We start from the raw sequence: 20230 nt of genomic DNA on the forward strand, positions 1-20230 counted from the left end.
TGTTATCGCTTTTGGTAGCGGAAGGGGCCCTTCCTAACGCGCCCGGGTCAGTGCCGGAGCGTACGGATGAGGTCGAGCACCTCACGGGTCACCGGTCGGAGCACCCGTAGCCGGGAGAGGGCGACCAACCGGTCGATCAGCGGCACCGCGCCGTTGATCAGGGCCCGGGTCTTCGTCTGCCCGGGTGACCGGTCGTGCACCCAGTAGAGGATCACCCCCAGGTACGCCAGCCAGAGCAGTTCCGGCAGTTCGGGTCGGAGTTCCGGGTCGACCTTCACGGTGGATCCGGCCAGCACCTCCCGGAACAGTCCGATCGCGGCGGCACGGGGCTCGGACGACTCCGCCGAGAACGGGCTCAGCGGTGAGGTCGGTTCCGCCGCGGTCTTGAAGAAGGTCGCGGCGAACGCGTGCGACGGGCCGAGTACGTCGACCCCGGCGTGCAGTACGCCGCGCAGCCGGGCGGCGAAGTCGACCTCGCGACGGAGCACTCCGGCTGCCGCGGCGGCGTGTTCGACCTGGGTGCCACGGTAGAACTCCTGGATCAGGTGTTCCTTCGAGCCGAAGTAGTAGTAGGCGTTGCCGACCGCGACGTTGGCCTCCTTGGCGATGGCCCGCATGGTCGTCTGGGCGTACCCGCGCTCCCGGAACAGCCGCATCGCGGTGTCGAGGATCAGTTGTCGGGTCTGCTCACCCCGTACCGTCGTCGGTTCAGCCGCAGCGGTCGTCGGTGCAGTCTGCTCGGTCATCGTCGTCACCGTATCTCGGGTCCCGGTGCCGTTCGCGCACGGCAGCCGCGCTGGCGACGACCCGTCGGGCCAGCGGTAGCAGGTGTGGCCGGGCCAGCCGGTCGGCGGTCGCCCGGTAGTCGACCAGCGCCCAGAGGCAGGCGAGCCAGGCGCCGTCGCCCACGTACACGTCGCCGGTGTCGGCGACGACGGTGATGTCGCGCAGCGTCGCGTCGTGGTCGAGGCCCGGAAAGCGCCGCTGGGCGTCGGTCGAGCCGGCCGGCAGGAACTCCAGCGGTACGTACTGGGCGCGCGACTCCAGCCAGCGTCGGGCCGACCGGCAGAGTCGGCAGTGCGCGTCGTAGAGGACGGTGAACATGCCGATCCCACCGGCCCCGTGACCGGTGGGATCGGCGGCTGCTGGCGTTGTCACGCCGGTGCTGGCGGCAACGGGCCGGTCGGGGGTGCCAGCGGCAGTCGTCCGGCCGGCGGCAGTGGCGGGTGTGGTGCGTTCTGGCGCAGCCGGCCCCGCCGGTAGCGGTTCAGTGCGAAGACGTTGAAGAAGTGCAGAGCGCCCAGTACGAGCAGCACCAGGCCGATCTTCTTCGACAGTGTCTCCATCGCCTGACTGGTCGAGCCGATGTGGCCGCTGTACTTCATCGCGACCGTGACGTAACCGAGGTTGAGCAGGTAGAAGCCGACCACGAGCAGACTGTTGACGGCCTTGGCGAGGCCGCTGTCGTGGAAGACCTCGGCCAGGAACACCAGCCCGTTGCGGGACAACGTGCTGGCCACCCAGACGGTGAGGCCGATGCTGATCGCGAGGTAGACGAGGTACATCCACACTTTGATGTCCACGTTTGACGCCCTTCTTGAACGCGTTCAGATTGTGGCCCGCTGAGCGTACGACACGTGTTGAACGTGTTCAAGGTGGACCGGGTCACATCGCGAATGCGGGGCGATGCGAACAGAACGTCGACGACAGACCATCCGGCGTCCGTTCAGGAGGGACCGCCGCCTCCGCAGTCCCGGCCTGGGAGCTACGCCTTCGCGACGTAGACGGTGTTGGTCGACTCGCCACCGTGCAGTGGGTTGGGGAACGCCACGACCTCGGCCCGCACGGTCGGGAAGACCTGCGTCAACGCGTCCATGAACTCCGCCTCCGGCGGATCGTCGGACCAGAGTGCGAAGACTCCGGCCGGTTGCAGGTGGTGCGCCAGCCGGCGCAGCCCGGCCGGCTGGTAGAACGCGCCGTGGCTGGGATGCAGCAGGTGCCGGGGCGTGTGGTCGATGTCCACCAGGATCGCGTCGAATCGGCGCCCCGGCGCGGTGTCGTCGAAGCCGGCGCCGCCCGCGGCAAGGGCGAAGAAGTCGCCCTGACGCAGCCGGCAGCGTGGGTCGGCGGCGAGCCCGGCGGTGTACGGCAACAGATCGTCCCGATGCCACCCGATCACGTCATCGAGGGCCTCGACCACCGTCAACGACCGTACGCGCGGATCCTGCAACGCCGCCTGCGCGGTGTAACCGAGCCCGAGCCCTCCGACGACGACGTCCAGTTCCTTGCCGGACAGCTCCGCCAGCCCGAGGCGGGCGAGTGCGATCTCGGCGACGTTGAAGAGGCTCGACATGAGGTATTCGTCGTCGAGTTTGACCTCGTAGACGTCGACCTGGAGGCCCGGGTCCCGCCGTCGGCGCAGGCTGATCGCACCCATCGGTGTCTCGCGCCAGGCAAGTTCCTCGAACCGACTACTCAAGGTGTCCCTGTTCCGCCGTGAGGAAGGTGCCCGATGGCATGGCCGTCCCGGCAGACTAGCCCGAACGGCGACCCGCGCGGAAGCGACCGCTCGGCGCGTCGGCCCTGATCGGAGCGGCCACGCGGGGGTGTTCGGGGCGTGATTATCGATTGCCGATGGTCCGGCACGGGCTGGAGCATCGACGGATGTTGTCTGACGAGATCGCGGAGTACTACCGGCGCGGTGGCGAACGTGACCGCCTCGCCGAGGGGCAGGGTCGACTGGAGTTCCTGCGCACCTGGGACGTGCTGACCCGGGTGTTGCCGGACCCGCCGGCCGAGATCCTGGATGTCGGCGGCGCCACCGGCGTGTACGCGGCGCCGCTCGCCGACGCCGGCTACCGGGTGCACGTGGTCGATCCGGTGCCCGAGCACGTGGCCGCGGCGGCTGCCCGGTCCGGTGTGACCGCCGCGCTCGGGGACGCCCGTTCGTTGTCCGAGGCTGACGCGAGTGTCGACGCGGTGCTGCTGCTCGGTCCGCTCTACCACCTCCTGGAGCGGGAGCAGCGGGTGTTGGCGTGGCGGGAGGCGCGGCGTGTGGTCCGCCCCGGGGGTGTGGTGGCGGCGGCGTTGATCAGCAGGTACGCGTCGCTCTTCGACGGTTTCGTGCACGGCTTCTTCGACGATCCGGGGTTCCGGCCGCTGGTTGAGCACGTGCTCGCCGGCGGGGTTCACCTCGGTGGCGTACGTCGCGGCGCCGACCCGGAGCGGACCTGGTTCACCAGCGCCTACTTCCACCACCCGGCGGAGGTCGCCGCCGAGGTGACGGAGGCGGGCCTGGTCGTCGAGCGGATCGTCGCGGTGGAGGGCCCGGTCTGGCAGGTCGGCCCAGGGTTGGGCGGGATCCTGGCCGATCCGGAACGGACCGCCCTGTTGCTGGAGATGCTCCGTCGGGTGGAGAGCGAGCCGAGCCTGCTCGGCGCGAGCAGCCACCTGATCGCGGTCGCCCGTGCCTGACGTACGCCGTCGCCCCACCGGGTGTCGGCGCCGGTCGGCGGGCCCGGTGGGGCGGATGTGGAGCAGGGCGGCGACGGGCGTTCTCTTCCCACCAGGCGGCACGGTCCGACACCATCGTCGATCGGTCACTCAGTTAGCATGGCCGGGTTCTCAGGCGGCTGCTGAAACGAGGCGACATGCGGTGGTTCCGGTCTCTGCTCGGTAGAAGACAGGTCGAGCACGATCCGAGCCGGCAGGAGTCACTGCTTCAGGACGTCCGGCACCGGTTCGGCCCAGGCGTGCAGGTCCGGTTCGCCGAGCAGGCCGACACGGTGACGCGGCTGCTGGAGGGCGACGACGGTGTGGCCGTAGCGGCCAGGATCGTCAGTGAGTTCGCCGACCAGGCGCACGAGGAACTCCACGCCCAGGTTGCCGACCTGTACCGGCGCAGCGGTCATCGATTCGAGGTCGACCGCCGGAACTATCGGCCGTTGTGGGAGGTGGCCGGGCCGCAGCTGCGGTATCCACTGTTCGCATTGCCGTGTGGCTTCCACCCGTACGTGCAGGTGGCCGCAGCCGTCACGGTTGTCGGCGCGCGGGCGCCCCGGCTGGTACGGATGGCTGACCCGTATCCGCTGCTGGCGCACGTGTTCGAGGTGCTCGACCTTACCGCCGCTGGTTGGGAGTACGGCCGTGTCCGGGTGGACGTCGACGGTGCCTCGCTGGCCCACCGGCTGATCTCCACCGCCCAACAGCTCCGCGCGGCCATGGAGGAACCGCCTCCGCTGCCGCCCCCGGCCCGGCATCTGATGCGACGCAACAACACCATCGACGTCTACGACCCCGCCAGCGGACAGGTGGTCGGCGGGATCAATCTGGGTGCGGAGATGAGACCCGCGCTGCTGGTCTGAGAGTCGCTCGCACCCGTTGCGGCGGGTGAGCCCGGGAAGGGCTGGACCGGTGTGGAGGCTCGTTGCCCCTACACCGGTCTCTCGCGCCGACCAGGGACGACTACCTGGCGGAGCAGGTAGGGGTTATTCCGGTGCCCGTACCGGTGCCCTGGAAGCCGAACTCGGTCGACTGCCCGGCGGCAATGGAGCCGTTGTAACTGACATTGGTGAACTGAACCGTGCCGGTGTTTCCGCTGCGGTTGGCGTTCCAGGCGTTGGTGACGCTGACGCCCGACGGCAGGGGCACGGAGACCGTCCAGCCGTTGACCGGCGCGGAGCCGGCGGTGACCCGTACCGTGGCGACGAAACCACCCGTCCACTGGTTGATCGACACCGAGGCCGAGCAGCCACTACCGGCGGGTGGGGTGGTCGGCGGCGGAGTCGTGGGTGGCGGTGTGGTCGGCGGCGGAGTCGTGGGTGGCGGTGTGGTCGGCGGCGGAGTTGTGGGTGGCGGTGTGGTTGTGGGTGGCGGCGTGGTCGGGCCGTCGGAGAGGGTGGGCGTCTGCCAGTCCCGCCATTCAGCCAGGTTGCCCGCCTTCCTGCTTGAGATCCTGATCGTCCCAGGAGCGTTGCCCGTCTTCAGCAGGAATTTTTGGATGTTCTGCTGCAACGGGGTCCGCCATTCGGTCCGGGAGGCGCAGTGGGTGCCGTCCTGGACATCGGACCAGTAGGTGATGTTGTCCCCCGCGCCGAGTGCCCTGTAGACCTCCGCTCCGCCCAGGGCCGCCACACTCCCGGATCGCGCGGCCAACCAGTCGATGTGCGGGTTCTCCATGATGAACAGTCCTCGTGGCGCGACCATGGCCACCATTTCGTGCGTGTCCACGGGCAACGTGTTCGGGTTGCCGGTGAAGGAACTGAACGCGTCGCCCAGCCAGGGCTGCTCCCCGTAGGCACTGCTCAGAGGCTGGGCACCGGACTCCCCGGCGATCCCACGGAAGATCGGAGCGCCGGCGCTTCCGGACTCGATCGGCATGGTCAAGGCGATGCGCTGATCGAACACACCGACCGCGAAGGCGCCCTTTCCGTAGCGCGAGCATCCCGTGACGCCAGTCGCATCCGCTCTGAGAATGTTGCCGCCCGACTGTTCGAGGACGTCGATGATTCGGCTCACGCCCCATGCCCAGGCGGCGAGCAGACCGGTGCTGCTCGATGCGCCGTAGATGCTGTAGAACGCGCCTTGTTTGTTGTTGCGCGGCGTGCCCTCTCGGCCGACCGCGAGGGGGTCGTAGCTGATGATGGCGGCACCAGCGGCCCTGATGGTGGCTGTGTCCGCGCCGAGTCCACCCAGGACGACGACGGCCGGGAAGGGGCCGGACCCACTCGGCAGTTGAACACCTGCGGAGAAACTGGAACTCCTGCCATTGTCCGTCACACTCACGGTGATGCTGGTATTCGAGACCGTACCCGTGACGGTTGCCGGCTTTCTGGGCTTGTCGCCGTAGACGTACCTCTCCGCCAGTTCCTTGATTTCTGCGCGCCGGCAGCGCCATTCGGACTTGGCGGAGATGCGTGTCCCATTCACCTTCCTGAACGGATCGGGAAGCCTGGAGTTGGCGGTCAGGGGAACCGAGCCGGGCACCGGGCAGTCGGCGCCCTCGTCTTCCACGGCCGCGGCGGCCACGAGGCTGTCGGTGGCGGCCTGGGCGGTGGTGGTTCTCGCTACTACGGTTACCGCTCCGGTGACCGCGAGTGCCGCGACAGCCAGCAGGACGACTGACGATCGGATCTTCGAGCGGCCCGAGCTGATGACCACTAGGGCTCTCCTTCCGGTGGGGTGGTGGAGCGACCAAATTGATGATCACGGATGTCTCGGTATGTCCAAGAGTCGAGCAAGACCCTGGTGTGCGTCAACATGTTTCCGGAAGTTTTCGGCATTTCTTGCCGATCGCCGCCCGGCGATCATTGAACTTGGGGGCCATCGATAGCGGCAACGGTTCGATGCCTGGGATGCCCTTGAGTGTCCACATCGCTGCCACGTGGTCCGAGGCGCAGTCCGGTGTCATCTGTCGTTGTCGACACGTGAGGTCAGCACGCTGCCGGCGGTCGAGCCGTTCCCGGAAACTTTCCGACAACCGGTGACTGCGGAGAGCTGCCATGGGCGACCGGGAGTCGCGCGCGGGGTGGATCCCCGCGAATCCCCGCGACGGTGCGTCGCGAATCGGATGCGGTCTGCCGGCGTACCGGCGCCGCCTCGACGCGGTCCTCCACGGGCCGACGGCGCCGTACCGTCGTGCTCTGGTCGGCGCTCTCCGCCGTCGGCGGCGCCCTCGTCACCGTGCCGGTGGTCTTCGCTGGCCTGCTGTTCTCCATGTTCGGCTCGTCGATGCTCTTCACCCTCGCGGGTACGAACTCTCCGGCCGACGGCATCTCGGTTGTCCCCGGCGCGACCGTCGTGGCCCTGACAGCCGGCATCCTGATCGCCGCGGCACTACCCGGGCCGGTCGATCCACCGCGCCCGACACCGATCGCGTCCGGGGGACCGCACCCGGCGGGACCGCCGGCCCCCGCCTGAGCCTCCGCCGCCGGGTACCGCCACGAGCTTCCAAGACCAGAGCCCTCCGTTGCGCGGCCAGTGCCTGTGAGGTCGGGTTGGACTTCATGGCGATCACCGAGCACAACACGTCCGACATGCACGGCGACCGGGGCCCGCTCGGAGCGGCCTGGAACGCCAACAACGAGGGGGCCCTGGCCGAGTGGGGACGTGGCCTCGCCACCGGCATCCACCATGGACAGCGCCTGGCGACGGGCAACAGCGACGTCCACCTGAAGGACCGGTTGGGCGTACCGCACACTGTCGTGCTGGCCGACGAGCTCAGCACGGACACGATCCTCGCCGGCATCCGGGGCTGGCCGGAGCTGGATCACCGAGTCGGTCGCCATCGAGCTGTCCTTCACCGTCTCCGCCGGTGTTCGCGACGCCGGGATCAGCGGGCGGCTGAAGACCTGCGACGAGCCGGCGGTGATGCGGGTGGACGTACGCGGCGTGCCGTCAGGCACGGCCAGCTTCCACACCGATCGAGGCAAGGCGTACCGCGAAGCCCTGCCCAGCGATGGATCAGGCGTCGTCGGATGGCGCACCACCGCGCGGGAATCGGCGTTCGTCCGTATCGAGGTACGCCAACCGATTGGCACATGGCGGCGCTCAGCAACCCGATCTTCCTGTGCTGAACCCCGGTGATGCCAGCACACTGGTCGCCGACACGCCGCCTGCCTCCGTGTCGGGTACGGATCCGCGCTGGCGGCGGTTCGCCCGGCCACAGGCCCTGATGGGCAGTTCGGCCGTGTGATAACGGGCACCGGATTGCCGCTGGCGGCGCGAAGAAGACCCGCTTCGCGTTAAGCTTTTCGGCCGGTGGTCGCGCCGTCCCCGCGACCTGAGAATCGATGCGCCGAGTTCCTGACACGCCGCAGGCGTTGCCATCGTGCGGATCGCCACGTTGACCTTGAGCCGGGTAGCCGATGGGCTGGGAACGCCTTCGCCACGCGGGTGCAGTTCAGGTTCGTCGGAGGGTGGAGCATGCGCGTGTACCTGGCAGGCGTCGATGATCGGACCGAGAACCCAGGCGCCCTGATCGGTCCGGTCGAGGCGCCTGCCGCCGGCCCGGTCGAGGCGCCTGCCGCCGGCCCGGTCGAGGCGCTCTCCGCCGGTACGGGCGAAGCGCTCCGCCCAGGAATCGTCGCACCGACGGTCGCGCCCGACGTGCCGCTGGCGGTGTATCCCGGACAGGCCGCGCCGACCGCTCGTACGTTGCTCGACATCCTCAGCCAGACCGCGCGTCGGCATCCGCACGCGCCGGCTGTCGACGACGGGGCCACGCTGTTGAGCTACCGCGATCTCGAAGCCCGCGTCGACGAGTTGCGCGAACGGATGGTCCTGACGGGGATCGGTGTGGGGGACCGGGTCGGCGTACGGGCACCCTCGGGCACTGTCGGCCTGTACGTCTCGATCCTCGCCGTGTTGGCCGCCGGCGCGGCGTACGTGCCGGTGGACGCGGACGACCCGGACGAACGGGCCGAGCTGGTGTTCACCGAAGCGGACGTGTGCGCCGTCATCGGCCCCGACGAGACGCTGGTAGCACGCCACGCGCCTGGCGGGCAGGCACGCCGCCCGGGTCCCGACGACGACGCCTGGATCATCTTCACCTCCGGATCGACGGGGCGACCGAAGGGCGTCGCGGTGACCCACCGCGCCGCTGCCGCGTTCGTCGACGCCGAGGCGGGGCTCTTCCTGCTCGACGAGCCGATCGGGCCCGGTGACCGCGTACTCGCCGGGCTCTCGGTCGCGTTCGACGCATCCTGTGAGGAGATGTGGCTGGCGTGGCGGCACGGCGCGTGCCTGGTCGCCGCGCCGCGTTCGCTGGTGCGTACGGGCACGGATCTCGGACCCTGGCTGGTCGAGCAGCGGATCACCATTGTGTCCACCGTTCCGACACTCGCCACCCTGTGGCCGGTCGAGGCACTCGACAACGTACGGCTGCTCATCTTCGGCGGCGAGGCATGCCCGCCGGAACTTGTCGAGCGACTGGCGGTCGAGGACCGCGAGGTGTGGAACACGTACGGGCCCACGGAGGCCACGGTGGTCGCCTGCGCCGCGCGGCTGACCGGCGACGGTCCGGTCCGCATCGGGTTGCCACTCGACGGCTGGGAGTTGGTGGTCGTGGACGCCCGGGGCGAGGTAGTCCCCATGGGCGAGGTCGGCGAGCTGGTCATCGGGGGCGTCGGGCTCGCCCGCTACCTCGACGCGGCCAAGGACGCGGAGAAGTTCACCGCGCTACCGGCACTGGGCTGGCCGCGCGCCTACCGCAGCGGTGACCTGGTCCGCGCCGAACCCGAGGGCCTCCTGTTCGTCGGCCGGGCCGACGAACAGGTCAAGCTGGGCGGGCGCCGGATCGAACTGGGGGAGGTCGACGCGGCGTTGCAGGCGCTGCCGGGTGTCGCCGGGGCGGCGGCTGCGGTACGCGTGGCCCGGCACGGCAACCAGCTCCTGGTGGGATACGTCGTGCCGGCACCGGGGGAGGGCTTCGACAAGGCGACGGCGGTGGAGCGGCTGCGTGACGTGTTACCGGCCGCGTTGGTTCCGCTGATCGCCACGGTCGAGGCCCTGCCCACCCGGACGTCGGGCAAGGTCGACCGCGCCGCGTTGCCGTGGCCGTTGCCGGAACTGGAGGCGACTGCGGCCGTCCTCCGTCTGGAGGGCACCGAGGCCTGGTTGGCCGAGTGCTGGGGCGAGATCCTCGGTGTCGCGCCGAGCGGGCCGGACGACGACTTCTTCGCTGGCGGCGGCTCCAGCCTCAGCGCCGCGCAACTGCTCACGTTGCTCCGGGACCGTTACCCCGGTGCGTCGGTGAGTGACGTGTACCAGCATCCGACGCTGCGTGCGCTGGCGCGTCGGCTCGACGACTTCCAGGTCGCGCAGGCTCCCACCCGCACGGTCCGCCCGACGCCGAGACGTACCGGTCTCGTGCAGACCCTCCTGATGCTGCCGCTCTTCGGCGTGGTCGGGCTGCGTTGGGTCGTGGCGCTGGCGGCGATCAACGGGGTACTCGCCCTCTCCGGGTCGTACCCGTGGGCACCCACGGTGTCGTGGTGGTGGGTCCTGGTCGGCTGGCTGCTGGTCGTCAGTCCGCCGGGCCGGATCGCGATCGCGGCCGGCGGCGCCCGACTGCTGCTGTCCCGTCTGCGACCGGGCAGTTACCCACGAGGCGGCGGCGTCCACCTGCGACTCTGGGCTGCCGAGCGGCTTGTGACGGCGAGCGGCGCGACCAACCTCGCCGGCGTGTGGAACACCTACTACGCCCGGGCGCTTGGTGTGAAGATCGCCTCCGGTGTCGATCTGCACTCCCTGCCACCGGTGACCGGCATGCTCCGGCTGGGGCAGGGGGCCGCGATCGAGCCGGAGGTCGACCTGTCCGGCTACTGGGTCGACGGCGACGTCGTCCATATCGGGCGGATTCGGATCGATGCCGATGCGTCGGTCGGCGCCCGCAGCACGCTGATGCCCGGCGCGCGGATCGGCAAGCGGGCAGAGGTCGCGCCCGGGTCGTGCGTGCTGGGCTCGGTGCCCGCCGGGCAGCGCTGGGCGGGCGTCCCGGCGACCCGATCCGGCAAGGCGGCACGCCGTTGGCCGCAGCGCCGCCCCGACCGGGCCGGCCGCTGGGCCCTGGCGTACGGGCTGACCTCGCTCGCCCTCGGCTTCCTGCCGATGATCGCGGCGGTACCGGGCCTGCTCACGCTCGGCTGGTTCCTGCGTGGCGCCACCACCGTCCAGACCGCCCTTGTCCGGGGACTGGCCGGCGTACCGCTCGCCACCGTGCTGGGGATGGCCGCGTACGCACTGCTCGTCCTCCTGTTCGTACGCGCGCTCAGCATCGGTCTGCGCGCCGGTTACCACCCCGTACACAGCCGGGTCGCATGGCAGGCGTGGGCGACCGAGCGCCTGATGAACCTGGCGCGAGTTGGCCTGTTCCCGCTGTACGCGAGCCTGTTCACCCCGGTCTGGCTGCGTGCGCTGGGTATGCGGGTCGGGCGTCGGGTCGAGGCGTCGACCGTGCTCGCGCTGCCCGCGATGACCACCATCGGTGATGGCGCGTTCCTCGCCGACGACACCATGGTCGCCTCGTACGAGCTGGGTGGGGGTTGGCTGCGTCTCGGCGCCGCCCGGGTAGGCAAGCGGGCGTTTCTCGGCAACTCGGGCATGACCGCACCCGGCCGTGCCGTACCCAAGCGGGGGCTGGTCGGCGTGCTGTCAGCCACGCCGAAGGGGGCCAAGGCGGGCAGCTCGTACCTTGGTATGCCGCCGATGAAGCTGCCGCGCACGGTGAAGCAGGGTGACCAGAGCCGGACGTTCGAGCCGCCGGCGCGGTTGATGGTGGCCCGTGCCCTCGTCGAACTGTGCCGCGTCATCCCGGTGATGTGTACGGTCGCGCTCGCCGTCGTGACCCTCGCCGCGTTCGAGGTGCTCACCGCCGGCTACGGGTACGTCGCCGCACTCGTCGCGGGCGGTGCGTTGTTGCTTGCCGCCGGTCTCGCCGCCGGTGTCGTCGCCGCCTTGGCGAAGTGGGTGCTGGTGGGTGCTTTCCGGGTCCGGGAGCGCCCGCTGTGGAGCGGGTTCGTGTGGCGTAACGAGCTCGCCGACACCTTCGTCGAGGTCCTCGCCGTGCCGTGGCTCGCCGGCGCGGTCGGAGGCACGCCGCTGATGAACCTCTGGTTGCGCTCCCTCGGCGCGCGGATCGGTCGCGGGGTGTGGTGCGAGACCTACTGGTTGCCGGAGACCGACCTGATCAGGATCGGTGACGGCGCTGCCGTCAACCGTGGCTGCGTCGTGCAGACGCACCTGTTCCATGATCGGATCATGCGTATGGACCGGGTGACCCTCGGGGAGGGGGCGACGCTCGGCCCGCACGGGATCGTGCTGCCCGGGGCGACGGTGGGGGAGCACGCCACGATCGGGCCGGCGTCACTCGTCATGGCTGGTGAGACGGTGCCGGGCGGAAGCCGTTGGCTGGGCAACCCGATTGCCGCCTGGGCGGTGGGCGGGACGCGTCGGGGATGAGCGCGAGGCACCTTTCACGGGGGTCGGTCAGCGGTACCCCACTGGACCCGTACCTGCCCGACCACGGCAACGCTGGCTACCGGACAGACCACTACGACCTTGAGCTGGACTACCGGACCGGACCCGGACGGCTCTCCGGGCAGGCGACGATCTCCGCGACGACGGACCGTAACCTGACGGAGTTCAGCCTGGACCTCGGCAGGTTCCGGGTCGACCGGGTCCTGGTCGACGGCGCGGAGGTCCGCTACCGTCACCATGCCGGCAAGCTGCGGATCAAGCCGGCGGCGCCGCTACCCGCTGGCACGCCGTTCACGGTCACGGTGCGGTACGCCGGCGAACCCCGACCGATCCCCTCCCGCTGGGGTGACCTCGGGTGGGAGCGGATCGACGACGGGGCACTCGTGGCGAGCCAGCCGACGGGAGCACCGTCCTGGTTTCCGTGCAACGACCACCCGGGCGACAAGGCCACCTACCGGATCGCGGTGACCGCCGGCTCGCGCTACTCCGTCATCGCCAACGGTGCCCTCGTCTCACACGTGACCGGACCCCACTCGACCACGTGGGTGTACGAGCAGAACGCGCCGATGTCCAGCTATCTCGCGACCGTCCAAATCGGACGTTATCACCTGATCGGCTTCGATGCCGGTCCGGTCACTCAGCGTGCCGCCGTACCGTCGCGTCTGCTCACCGCCGCCAGGCACGACTTCGGGCGACAGTCGGAGATGATGACGACGTTCGAGCGCCTGTTCGGCCCGTACCCGTTCGGGGAGTACACGGTCGTGGTGGTCGACGAGGCCCTGGAGGTGCCGGTCGAGGCCCACGGTCTGTCGGTCTTCGGTGCCAACCACGTCGACGGACGGCGCGGGTTCGAGCGACTCGTCGCCCACGAACTGGCGCACCAGTGGTTCGGTAACAGCCTGACCGTCGCCGACTGGCGCCACATCTGGCTCAACGAGGGGTTCGCGAAGTACGCGGAGTGGCTGTGGTCGGAACTGTCCGGCGGGGCACCGGCCGGCGCGCACGCGGCACAGTCGTGGGCCATGGTGGCGGCGTTGCCCCAGGACCTGCGGGTAGCCGATCCTGGGGTGCGGCGGATGTTCGACGACCGGGTGTACCAGCGTGGCGCGCTCGCCCTGCACGCCCTGCGCCTGGCCATCGGTGACGAGCCGTTCGTCGCCCTGCTCCGAGAGTGGACGCGGGCACACCAGCACGCGACGGTGACCACCGGAGAGTTTGTCGCCTTGGCGCAGCGGCACTCGTCGCGGCCACTTGATGGGCTGTTCGCCGCGTGGCTGTACGAGCGGCCGCTGCCGCCGCTGCCGTCCTGACCGGCTGCGGTTGTCGTCACGTCCGAATCAGTGGTCGAATCCGGGGTTTCCGGGCCGCCACGACATCAGTGAGGTTGCCGGTCCGTGCAGGTCATCGAGTACGCGGAAAGTGCCCACACCGCCGGAGTGGGCGCTGTGTTGGGTTCGCTCGGCTGGGAGCAGCGCTACGTCGACGGGCAGCTCGGCGCGGTGGCGCGGTTGGCGCTTTCGTCTGACGGATGCGTCTACGTCGCCACAGCGGACGGGCACGTGATCGGTTACGTGTCGGCAGTGCTGGCACGGTGGAACATGTTGGGTCAGATTCACGGGCTGGCCGTGGATCCCGGCGCCCGTCGGGGCGGCGTCGCCCGGGCGTTGGTCACCGCGGCCGAGGGGTATCTCCGTTCGCACGGCGCCCGCGGCGTACACGTGGACACCCCGGTCGACAACCTGCTTGGTCGGGGCTTCTACGAGGCAATGGGGTTCACGCAGGACTACGTCATGAGCCGCTACTACGCCGATGATCTCGATGGGGTGACGTACGTCCGCTTCTACTGAGGGCACTGTCTCGGCCACCGACCCGTCCTCAATCATCGAGGGCTCCGCGTAGCCCGGCGGGTGGCCGGAAGGGGCCACCTCCCGGCCACCCCGGACGCCGACCGTCAGGATGCCAGCCCACCGCCGGCCCACTACCCCGTTTCTCGGGTGTTCCGGACGGGTGGCCAGCGCTCGCGCGATTCCGGCGGATGGATCATCGTCCACCCGTCAGCCGGCTGCGGGAGCCAGGTAGTAGAAGGCGCTCGGGTCCGCGGCGAGTGACGCCTTCACGTGGGCGCTCCACTCGTCGGCTACGACCTCCAGTTTGCCGGCCTCGATGCCGTCGAGGGCGAGCCGGACGATCTCCGCAGGGTCCATCTTGTCGCCGTCGTACCCGGCCGACATGTCGGTGTCGGCGGCGCCGAGATGCAGACCGGTCACCAGTGTTCCCTGTCCGGCCAGTTCGATCCGGATTCCGTTGGTGAGGCTCCAGCCGGCTGCCTTTCCCACGCCGTACGCGTTGGCGCCGTCGTAGGAGAACCAGGACATCGCGGAGAGTACGTTGAGGATCGCTCCACCGCCGTTGCCGGCGAGCACCGGCGCGAAGGCTCGTGCCATGCCGAGTGGACCGTAGAAGTGGGTGGCGAGCTCCAACCGGATCTTGGCCAGATCGCCGTCGACCAGGTTCGTCCAGGTGTTGACCCCCGCGTTGTTGATCAGCAGGGTGGTGTCGGGCGCCGCTGCGGCAACCGTTTCGATCGCCTCCTGGTCGGTGATGTCCAGGCGCAGTCTCTCGACGCCGGGGGTGTCGATCAGCTCCGGATCGCGGGCGGTGGCGTACACCTTTGCCGCGCCTCGCTTGAGCAGTTCCTCGGTGAAATGCCGGCCGATGCCACGGTTGGCGCCGGTGACGAGCGCGATCGAACCAGAGATCCGCATGAGTTCCTCCGATGGGGTGGGGCTCCGTACGCGAGTTACGCTAGAACCTCACGTGGACGTGAGATACAAGTCGAATGTGGTCGGCGTCACCCCTCAAGGGAGGAACCATGCGGATCGGTGAACTCGCCACGAAGTCAGGGGTGTCCGTACGGGCCCTGCGTTACTACGAGGAACAGGCCCTCCTGATCCCGGAGCGCAGCAGTGGTGGTCAGCGCCACTACCCCGACAGCGCCGTCGACCGCGTGCACCTGATCCAGACGCTGTACGCCGCCGGCCTGCCCAGCAGGACCATCCTCGACCTGCTGCCCTGCGTGGACGCGAAAGTGAACACCCCGCAGTCCCGCGCCCTGTTACGCGTCGAACGTGACCGCATCGACCACCAGATCGGCCAGCTCACCCGGGCCAGGGATCGCCTCGACGACGTCATCGCCTTCAGTGAGAGCCCGGCCAGCGGCTGCACCCTGGTGGACGGTGGCGCCTCCATGGAATACGGAGGCGCACACACATTGGCGGTTTCGCGGACTGGGTAACGGGGAGCAGGACCACGGTGTGTGGGTGCTCAGATGGCTCAACTCTGCATCATCTCGGGTCGCACTCGACAACTCGCCGGCATGCTCGGCGGCCTCACTTGAGGCGGCCCCGCCGCCCGCCAACAACGCCGCACCCTCAACACACCTGACTGACACATGCGAAACGCGCTCTCGGTCGGCTGTATCGGACGGACGCCGACCAGGCTGCCGCCTGAGCGCGCGACGAGGGCCGGGGGACGAGAGTGCCTCTCGGGGCACCCCCCCGTCACCCGGCCCTGTCGGGCGCGGAGATGCAAGATCGTCAACGCGAAAGCGTCAAGAGTAGGCGGCGCTATGCCGACTGAAGAACCGGCGTTGCGGCTAGTTGGTCACGTCCAGAAGGAATTTCTCGTGGCCGCCGCCGTTGGCATTGAACTGACAGTTGACGATCCCGCTGCCAGAATCGGTGGGGGCCGTCACCCCGGAGCCGACCAGGCGCAGGTACGCGTTCGGAAAGGCCGTAGCCGACTCGAAGGAGAACGAACCGTCCGCCTGCGCGTGAAGCTTGAACTTCTCGTAGGGCTCCGCGCCGAACTGGCAGTTGACCGTCCCACCGCCGGGCCCCGAGGTGACGGCCGGCAACCCGGCACCGTCCATGCGGAGATACACGTTCGCGAAGGCCACCGACTCGAAGGAGTACGAGCCGTCCCCATTCGCGCGAAGCCTGAACTTCTCCAGGGGGCCCGCACCGAATTGACAGTTGACCTTCCCGCCGCCGGAGCCGGTGAAGGTCGTCACCCCGGCGCCGTCCATGCGCAGATACACATTCGGAAAGAACGTCGACTGGATCGTGATCGGCTTGTTTCCGAGCGCCGCGAAGTCCGGTACTGACAACGGCATGTGGTCATCTCCTCCTGTAGGGGATACTCACGATAACCAGACCGTCGCAGAGAGATAAGGGTCGATGCTTGGCGCGAGCCGAACGTAACGACGATCGTGGATGGATGCGGCGAAACCCGAAATTGACCTAAATGCTCACATCATCGCGATCCAGAGGGGACGGTGGCATCTGATCGCAAATGTCCGAGTCGCGGCACAATCACCGGAATCGCGGAAGCGTACGGCCCATGGGCGCGGCGGCGTTCTCGCGACTGTTCAAGACTTTCCTGTCACATCTATCCAGTGTGGTCGTTGATGCGGTCGAACTGTCTGTGGTGACCTTCGCTGAACTGCTTGTTGCGCTGCCGTGGTGGAACCGCGCTTGGCGCGTCACCCAGGTAGGGCCCGCCTACCTGTGCGAGACTCCGAAGAAGGAAGGCGGGCAGGGAGTCGTCGAGGTGCCCTTGCTTGGAATGGCACGCGGCGGTGCTGCGGATACCTTGCCGTTTCGGGCCGGGTGCGGTTTGAAGATGATCGGCTGATCCGATTTCAAGCGAAGCTTGGTGACGTGGTCATCGGGCCGAGTTCCGTAGCTGCCGGGGAGCCGGAGCCGCATCCCTTCGGAATTGTCTTCAGCAGGCTGATGGACCTGTCCGGAATCGCTGTCAGGGTGATGGCCAGGGGCAGCTACCGGTCATACTCGACGATCAGAGGGCTCCGTGGTGGGTACCTCAATCCGCATCGCTCGGAAAGCGAAGGTAGCGAGAGTTGGCTCGTGGCATGGCCGGTCACGGCGGTCCTCCGCAGAGTTACATCTCATCCGTCATGACCAGCCGTCGCTGATCTTGTGACGGCTGGTCATGATCTCGCAGAGGTCAGGCCGGACACCAGCAGCAGAACTCCGCCTCGACCGTCTGGTACCACCGATGGTCGGTACCGCCATGGTCGGGGCTGCCGGATAGCCGTCGAGGAGGGCCTCGGGGCCTGTCCCGATGAGTGGCGTCCTGGCCGACGGCTCCTATCGCCTGTTCCCGGCCTTACGGCCGAGCCTCACTTCAGGTGCCGGGCGAAGAACCGGTTCCCGTCGTCCCCCTCGAACTGTGGGACGCCGGTGTGCCCACCCATGTTGGCGTGCAGCGTCTTCTCCTTGGAGCCGAAGGCGTCGAACAGGTCCAGGGCCAGTTGCCGGTCGTTGCCTTCGTCGTCCCACTGCAACAGGACCTGCAGTGGAATGGTGACCTGCCGGGCCTCCTCGAAAATGGTGCGGGGCACGAAACTCCCGGCGAACAGAAGGGCGGCCGAGATACGCGGTTCGATCACCGCCAGCCGCGTGCCGATGGCGATCACTCCTCCCGCGTACCCGACCCGGCCGGCGATCTCGGGCAACGAGAGGAGGGCGTCCAGAGCGGCCTGCCATTCCGGGACAGCCTTTTCGACCAGTGGGAGGACGAGGCGGTTGACGATCTCGTCGTTGACCGGCTCGCCGGCTTCCAGCGCCCGGTGCAGGTCGGCGCGGGCCGCCTCAGCGGCGGCGGACCGGGGCCGGTCACCGCTTCCGGGGAGCTCGATGGTGGCCGAGGCGAAGCCCTCCGCCGCGGAGTGCCGGGCCCGGGCCACCAGTCGGGGGTACATCTTCTGGAGTCCGCCGGGGTGGCCGAGCAGGATCAGCGGCGCCGGTGCGGATTCGGGCGTCCACAGGACGCCGGGGATTTTGCCGAGGATGAATTCGCGTTCGAGGACGCCGTCGTCGAGACGCTGTTCAGAAGTGAACTGCATGGTCGTGCCTTTCGGGAGTGCTCCTGAGCGGCGCTCCCGGACGACCTATCGCCCGACCGTGACCCCAGAGGGGAGCACCCATGTCGAAACGTTCACGGGTACCACCTCCTCGGTCTCTTGCACGGCCTTCGGCAAACTAGCAGCGGTCGCCGTGATCCGCCAAACGTGTTTCTCTACAGGCTGCGTGGCCGGACGCCGGGGAGGCCGTACGCGGTTACGGTGCGATGTGAGCTCACCGATCACATCCGACGGCGTGGCCCGCGTTCCCTTCCTGGGTCCCGCCCTGGTCGAGTAGGTCGTGGACCTGTTGCCACCGCTGCCGGGCGGTCACGGCCCGCTGGCCCCCGCCACGTTGTCGCGCTGGCATCGCAACCTGATCTCGCGGCGGTGGACGTCCCCGAGGCGGCGGCGGGGAGCGTCGGGACGGATCTGCCGCCGCGAGGCGGTGATGCGGACCGTTCGGGATGAGGCCATAGATATTCGGGTCAGGCGGGCACGATCATGGGTGTGCCCGCGATCGGGTCCGCGACGATGAGGCAGCTGAGACCGAAGACCCGTTCGACCAGCTCGGCCGTGACCACGTCGGTGGGGGTTCCCTCGGCGACGATCGTGCCGTTCGACATCGCGATCAGGTGGTCGCTGAACCGGCAGGCGAGGTTCAGGTCGTGCAGGACGATGACGATCGTCTTGCCGGATTCGGAGTTCAGCTTGCGTAGCAGCCGCAGCAACTCGACCTGGTGGTTGATGTCCAGGTAGGTGGTGGGCTCGTCGAGGAGCAGCAGGTCGGTGTCCTGGGCCAGGGCCATGGCGACCCAGACGCGTTGGCGTTGGCCGCCGGAGAGCTGCCGGATCGGGCGGTCGATCAGGTCCGCGGTGCCGGTGGCGTCGAGCGCTTGGGCGACCGCGTCATGGTCACGGTCGGTCCATCGCCGGAACCAGCCCTGATGGGGATAGCGGCCCCGTGAGACGAGGTCGGCGACGGTTATCCCGTCGGGTGCGACAGGGGTCTGGGGGAGGAGCCCGAGCACCTTGGCGACGTCGGAGGTCCGCATGTCCGCGAGGTTCTTGCCGTCGAGCGTGACGGCGCCGCCGCGCGCGGGGAGCAGCCGGGCCAGGCCGCGCAGCAAGGTGGACTTACCGCAGGCGTTGGCACCGACGATCGCGGTGACCTTGCCGTCGAGCACCGTGACGTCGAGGTTGGTGACGACGGTCCGTTCGTCGTACCCGAGGGTCAGCCCCTCGGCGCGCAGTCGGGTCATCCGCCCGCTCCTTGCCGGTTCGTGGTGGCCAGCAGCCACAGCAGGTAGGGGGCACCGACCGCGCCGGTGACCACGCCGGTGGGTAGCGGTGTGGGCATCAGGTGCACGGCGACGAGGTCGGCGCTGAGTAGCAGCGCGGCGCCGACCAGGGCGGCGGCGAGGACGCCACCGGTGGCCGGGCCGAGGAGCCGGTTGGCGATCGGCCCGGCCACCAGGGCGACGAAGACAATGGGCCCGGCAACGGAAACCGCCAGGGCGACCAGCACGACTGCGGTAGCGATCAGGCCGGCGCGGCTGAGTTCGGTCCGGGTGCCCAGGGTGCGGGCGGTGTCGTCGCCGAGTTCGAGGGCCCGCAGGGGCCGCTGGAGCAGTATCGCCAGGGGCAGGAGGACGAGCAGTGCGCCCATCAGCAGACGCAGTTCGGTGGTGCTGGCCTGCCCGACCGAGCCGGTCAGCCAGTGCATGGCCTGGCGGGCCTCGAAGAGTTGGGCCCGACTGAGCACGTAACCGATGAGTCCTTCGAGGAAGGCTGCCACGCCGATGCCGATGAGGATGAAGCGGTAGCCGGAGACGCCGTCGCGCCAGGCCAGCACGTACATCAGCAGGGCGGCGACGATCGCCCCGCCGAGGGCGAGCCCGCTGACGACGAGCCCGCCGGCGCCGAGGAGCACGATTCCGGTGACGGCGGCCAGCCCAGCTCCGGAGGTGATGCCGACGAAGTCCGGGGAGGCGAGTGGGTTGCGCAGCACCTGTTGGAAGATCGTCCCGGAGGCGCCCAGCGCGAGGCCGACCGCCAGGGCGGAGGCGGCGGTTGGCAGCCGCAGGCCGCGGACGACGAAGTCGACGCTGGGGTTGTCGGAGAGATGCAGCACCGAGGCGATGACCTCTCCGGCACCGATGCGGAAGCTGCCCACCATCATGGTGAACACGAAGAGGGCTGCCACGGCCCCAGCCAGTGCGCTCGTCACCACGACGGAACGGCCGGCCCGGTGCCGTCGGTTGGCACGCAGCGCCGTGGCTACCCGGGGTGGCTCGATGCCCAGGTCCGTCGTGTCGGTCGTCATGG

18 protein-coding genes are annotated in these 20230 nt (G+C 69.1%); 8 read left to right on the top strand and 10 right to left on the bottom strand.

Annotation, left to right across the window (positions count from 1 at the left end):
• Nucleotides 1-47: 47 nt before the first annotated feature.
• The 4 genes from ACIBF5_RS19125 to ACIBF5_RS19140 all read right to left on the bottom strand — a co-directional run bounded on the left by ACIBF5_RS19125 (nucleotide 48) and on the right by ACIBF5_RS19140 (nucleotide 2479).
• The gene (locus ACIBF5_RS19125) at nucleotides 48-746 is read right to left on the bottom strand and encodes a TetR family transcriptional regulator (RefSeq protein ID WP_396813323.1); all 699 of its coding nucleotides are present in this window, start codon (nucleotides 744-746) and stop codon (nucleotides 48-50) included.
• Nucleotides 709-1158: a thiol-disulfide oxidoreductase DCC family protein gene (locus ACIBF5_RS19130; protein WP_396813325.1), complete on the bottom strand. Its 450-nt coding sequence runs from the start codon at nucleotides 1156-1158 to the stop codon at nucleotides 709-711. Before ACIBF5_RS19130 ends, ACIBF5_RS19125 begins: the two co-directional genes overlap by 38 nt.
• A complete protein-coding gene (locus tag ACIBF5_RS19135) occupies nucleotides 1155-1583 on the bottom strand; it encodes a hypothetical protein (RefSeq protein WP_396813327.1) in 429 nt (142 codons plus the stop codon). The genes ACIBF5_RS19130 and ACIBF5_RS19135 overlap by 4 nt, the downstream gene beginning before the upstream one ends.
• A 182-nt stretch (nucleotides 1584-1765) precedes the next feature.
• On the bottom strand, nucleotides 1766-2479 hold the full coding sequence (locus ACIBF5_RS19140; protein WP_396813329.1) for a spermidine synthase: 714 nt from the start codon (nucleotides 2477-2479) through the stop codon (nucleotides 1766-1768).
• Between the two features lie 185 nt (nucleotides 2480-2664).
• Between ACIBF5_RS19140 and ACIBF5_RS19145 the strand changes: the two genes are divergently transcribed.
• On the top strand, nucleotides 2665-3474 hold the full coding sequence (locus tag ACIBF5_RS19145) for a class I SAM-dependent methyltransferase (protein WP_396813332.1): 810 nt from the start codon (nucleotides 2665-2667) through the stop codon (nucleotides 3472-3474).
• A gap of 176 nt (nucleotides 3475-3650) precedes the next feature.
• Nucleotides 3651-4364: a hypothetical protein gene (locus ACIBF5_RS19150; protein WP_396813334.1), complete on the top strand. Its 714-nt coding sequence runs from the start codon at nucleotides 3651-3653 to the stop codon at nucleotides 4362-4364.
• Nucleotides 4365-4464: 100 nt separating this feature from the next.
• Here ACIBF5_RS19150 and ACIBF5_RS19155 read toward each other — a convergent pair whose 3' ends face one another.
• Complete coding sequence (locus tag ACIBF5_RS19155; protein ID WP_396813336.1) at nucleotides 4465-6159, bottom strand: cellulose binding domain-containing protein; 1695 nt, start codon at nucleotides 6157-6159, stop codon at nucleotides 4465-4467.
• Nucleotides 6160-6552: 393 nt separating this feature from the next.
• Here ACIBF5_RS19155 and ACIBF5_RS19160 point away from each other — a divergent pair, with 393 nt between their 5' ends.
• The 4 genes from ACIBF5_RS19160 (at nucleotide 6553) to ACIBF5_RS19175 (ending at nucleotide 13823) form a co-directional block, all read left to right on the top strand.
• Entirely contained in the window at nucleotides 6553-6918 is a 366-nt protein-coding gene (locus tag ACIBF5_RS19160) for a hypothetical protein (protein ID WP_396813338.1), read from the top strand.
• A gap of 1005 nt (nucleotides 6919-7923) precedes the next feature.
• Entirely contained in the window at nucleotides 7924-11958 is a 4035-nt protein-coding gene (locus ACIBF5_RS19165; protein ID WP_396813340.1) for a Pls/PosA family non-ribosomal peptide synthetase, read from the top strand.
• Nucleotides 11955-13286 (top strand): M1 family metallopeptidase, encoded by a 1332-nt coding sequence (locus ACIBF5_RS19170; RefSeq protein WP_396813342.1) that lies wholly within the window; start codon nucleotides 11955-11957, stop codon nucleotides 13284-13286. Before ACIBF5_RS19165 ends, ACIBF5_RS19170 begins: the two co-directional genes overlap by 4 nt.
• A gap of 84 nt (nucleotides 13287-13370) precedes the next feature.
• The gene (locus ACIBF5_RS19175; RefSeq protein ID WP_396813344.1) at nucleotides 13371-13823 is read left to right on the top strand and encodes a GNAT family N-acetyltransferase; all 453 of its coding nucleotides are present in this window, start codon (nucleotides 13371-13373) and stop codon (nucleotides 13821-13823) included.
• A gap of 207 nt (nucleotides 13824-14030) precedes the next feature.
• Here ACIBF5_RS19175 and ACIBF5_RS19180 read toward each other — a convergent pair whose 3' ends face one another.
• Nucleotides 14031-14741, bottom strand: a complete 711-nt coding sequence (locus ACIBF5_RS19180; RefSeq protein ID WP_396813346.1) for an SDR family oxidoreductase — start codon at nucleotides 14739-14741, stop codon at nucleotides 14031-14033.
• 107 nt (nucleotides 14742-14848) lie between these two features.
• Here ACIBF5_RS19180 and ACIBF5_RS19185 point away from each other — a divergent pair, with 107 nt between their 5' ends.
• Complete coding sequence (locus ACIBF5_RS19185; protein ID WP_396813349.1) at nucleotides 14849-15271, top strand: MerR family transcriptional regulator; 423 nt, start codon at nucleotides 14849-14851, stop codon at nucleotides 15269-15271.
• Nucleotides 15272-15631: 360 nt separating this feature from the next.
• Here ACIBF5_RS19185 and ACIBF5_RS19190 read toward each other — a convergent pair whose 3' ends face one another.
• Nucleotides 15632-16150 carry a fascin domain-containing protein gene (locus tag ACIBF5_RS19190; protein WP_396813351.1) on the bottom strand — a complete coding sequence of 173 codons (519 nt, stop codon included), beginning with the start codon at nucleotides 16148-16150 and terminating at the stop codon, nucleotides 15632-15634.
• Between the two features lie 227 nt (nucleotides 16151-16377).
• Between ACIBF5_RS19190 and ACIBF5_RS19195 the strand changes: the two genes are divergently transcribed.
• Nucleotides 16378-16671, top strand: a complete 294-nt coding sequence (locus tag ACIBF5_RS19195) for a hypothetical protein (RefSeq protein WP_396813353.1) — start codon at nucleotides 16378-16380, stop codon at nucleotides 16669-16671.
• A 508-nt stretch (nucleotides 16672-17179) separates the two neighbouring features.
• On the opposite strand, the gene ACIBF5_RS19200 is transcribed toward ACIBF5_RS19195, so the two are convergent.
• From ACIBF5_RS19200 to ACIBF5_RS19210, 3 genes are all read right to left on the bottom strand, one after another.
• On the bottom strand, nucleotides 17180-17905 hold the full coding sequence (locus ACIBF5_RS19200; protein ID WP_396813355.1) for an alpha/beta hydrolase: 726 nt from the start codon (nucleotides 17903-17905) through the stop codon (nucleotides 17180-17182).
• A gap of 485 nt (nucleotides 17906-18390) precedes the next feature.
• A complete protein-coding gene (locus tag ACIBF5_RS19205; RefSeq protein ID WP_396813357.1) occupies nucleotides 18391-19164 on the bottom strand; it encodes an ABC transporter ATP-binding protein in 774 nt (257 codons plus the stop codon).
• Entirely contained in the window at nucleotides 19161-20228 is a 1068-nt protein-coding gene (locus ACIBF5_RS19210) for a FecCD family ABC transporter permease (protein WP_396813599.1), read from the bottom strand. Before ACIBF5_RS19210 ends, ACIBF5_RS19205 begins: the two co-directional genes overlap by 4 nt.
• Nucleotides 20229-20230: the final 2 nt, after the last annotated feature.

This window comes from Micromonospora sp. NPDC050417, assembly GCF_044458865.1.
GTDB lineage: Bacteria > Actinomycetota > Actinomycetes > Mycobacteriales > Micromonosporaceae > Micromonospora_G.

Coding starts and splice junctions, on each gene's coding strand:
- ACIBF5_RS19185 (WP_396813349.1), top strand. CDS start 14,849: ATGCGGATCGGTGAACTCGCCACGAAGTCAGGGGTGTCCGTACGGGCC.
- ACIBF5_RS19180 (WP_396813346.1), bottom strand. CDS start 14,741: ATGCGGATCTCTGGTTCGATCGCGCTCGTCACCGGCGCCAACCGTGGC.
- ACIBF5_RS19165 (WP_396813340.1), top strand. CDS start 7,924: ATGCGCGTGTACCTGGCAGGCGTCGATGATCGGACCGAGAACCCAGGC.
- ACIBF5_RS19150 (WP_396813334.1), top strand. CDS start 3,651: ATGCGGTGGTTCCGGTCTCTGCTCGGTAGAAGACAGGTCGAGCACGAT.
- ACIBF5_RS19145 (WP_396813332.1), top strand. CDS start 2,665: ATGTTGTCTGACGAGATCGCGGAGTACTACCGGCGCGGTGGCGAACGT.
- ACIBF5_RS19200 (WP_396813355.1), bottom strand. CDS start 17,905: ATGCAGTTCACTTCTGAACAGCGTCTCGACGACGGCGTCCTCGAACGC.
- ACIBF5_RS19190 (WP_396813351.1), bottom strand. CDS start 16,150: ATGCCGTTGTCAGTACCGGACTTCGCGGCGCTCGGAAACAAGCCGATC.
- ACIBF5_RS19125 (WP_396813323.1), bottom strand. CDS start 746: ATGACCGAGCAGACTGCACCGACGACCGCTGCGGCTGAACCGACGACG.
- ACIBF5_RS19210 (WP_396813599.1), bottom strand. CDS start 20,228: ATGACGACCGACACGACGGACCTGGGCATCGAGCCACCCCGGGTAGCC.
- ACIBF5_RS19195 (WP_396813353.1), top strand. CDS start 16,378: ATGGGCGCGGCGGCGTTCTCGCGACTGTTCAAGACTTTCCTGTCACAT.
- ACIBF5_RS19170 (WP_396813342.1), top strand. CDS start 11,955: ATGAGCGCGAGGCACCTTTCACGGGGGTCGGTCAGCGGTACCCCACTG.
- ACIBF5_RS19205 (WP_396813357.1), bottom strand. CDS start 19,164: ATGACCCGACTGCGCGCCGAGGGGCTGACCCTCGGGTACGACGAACGG.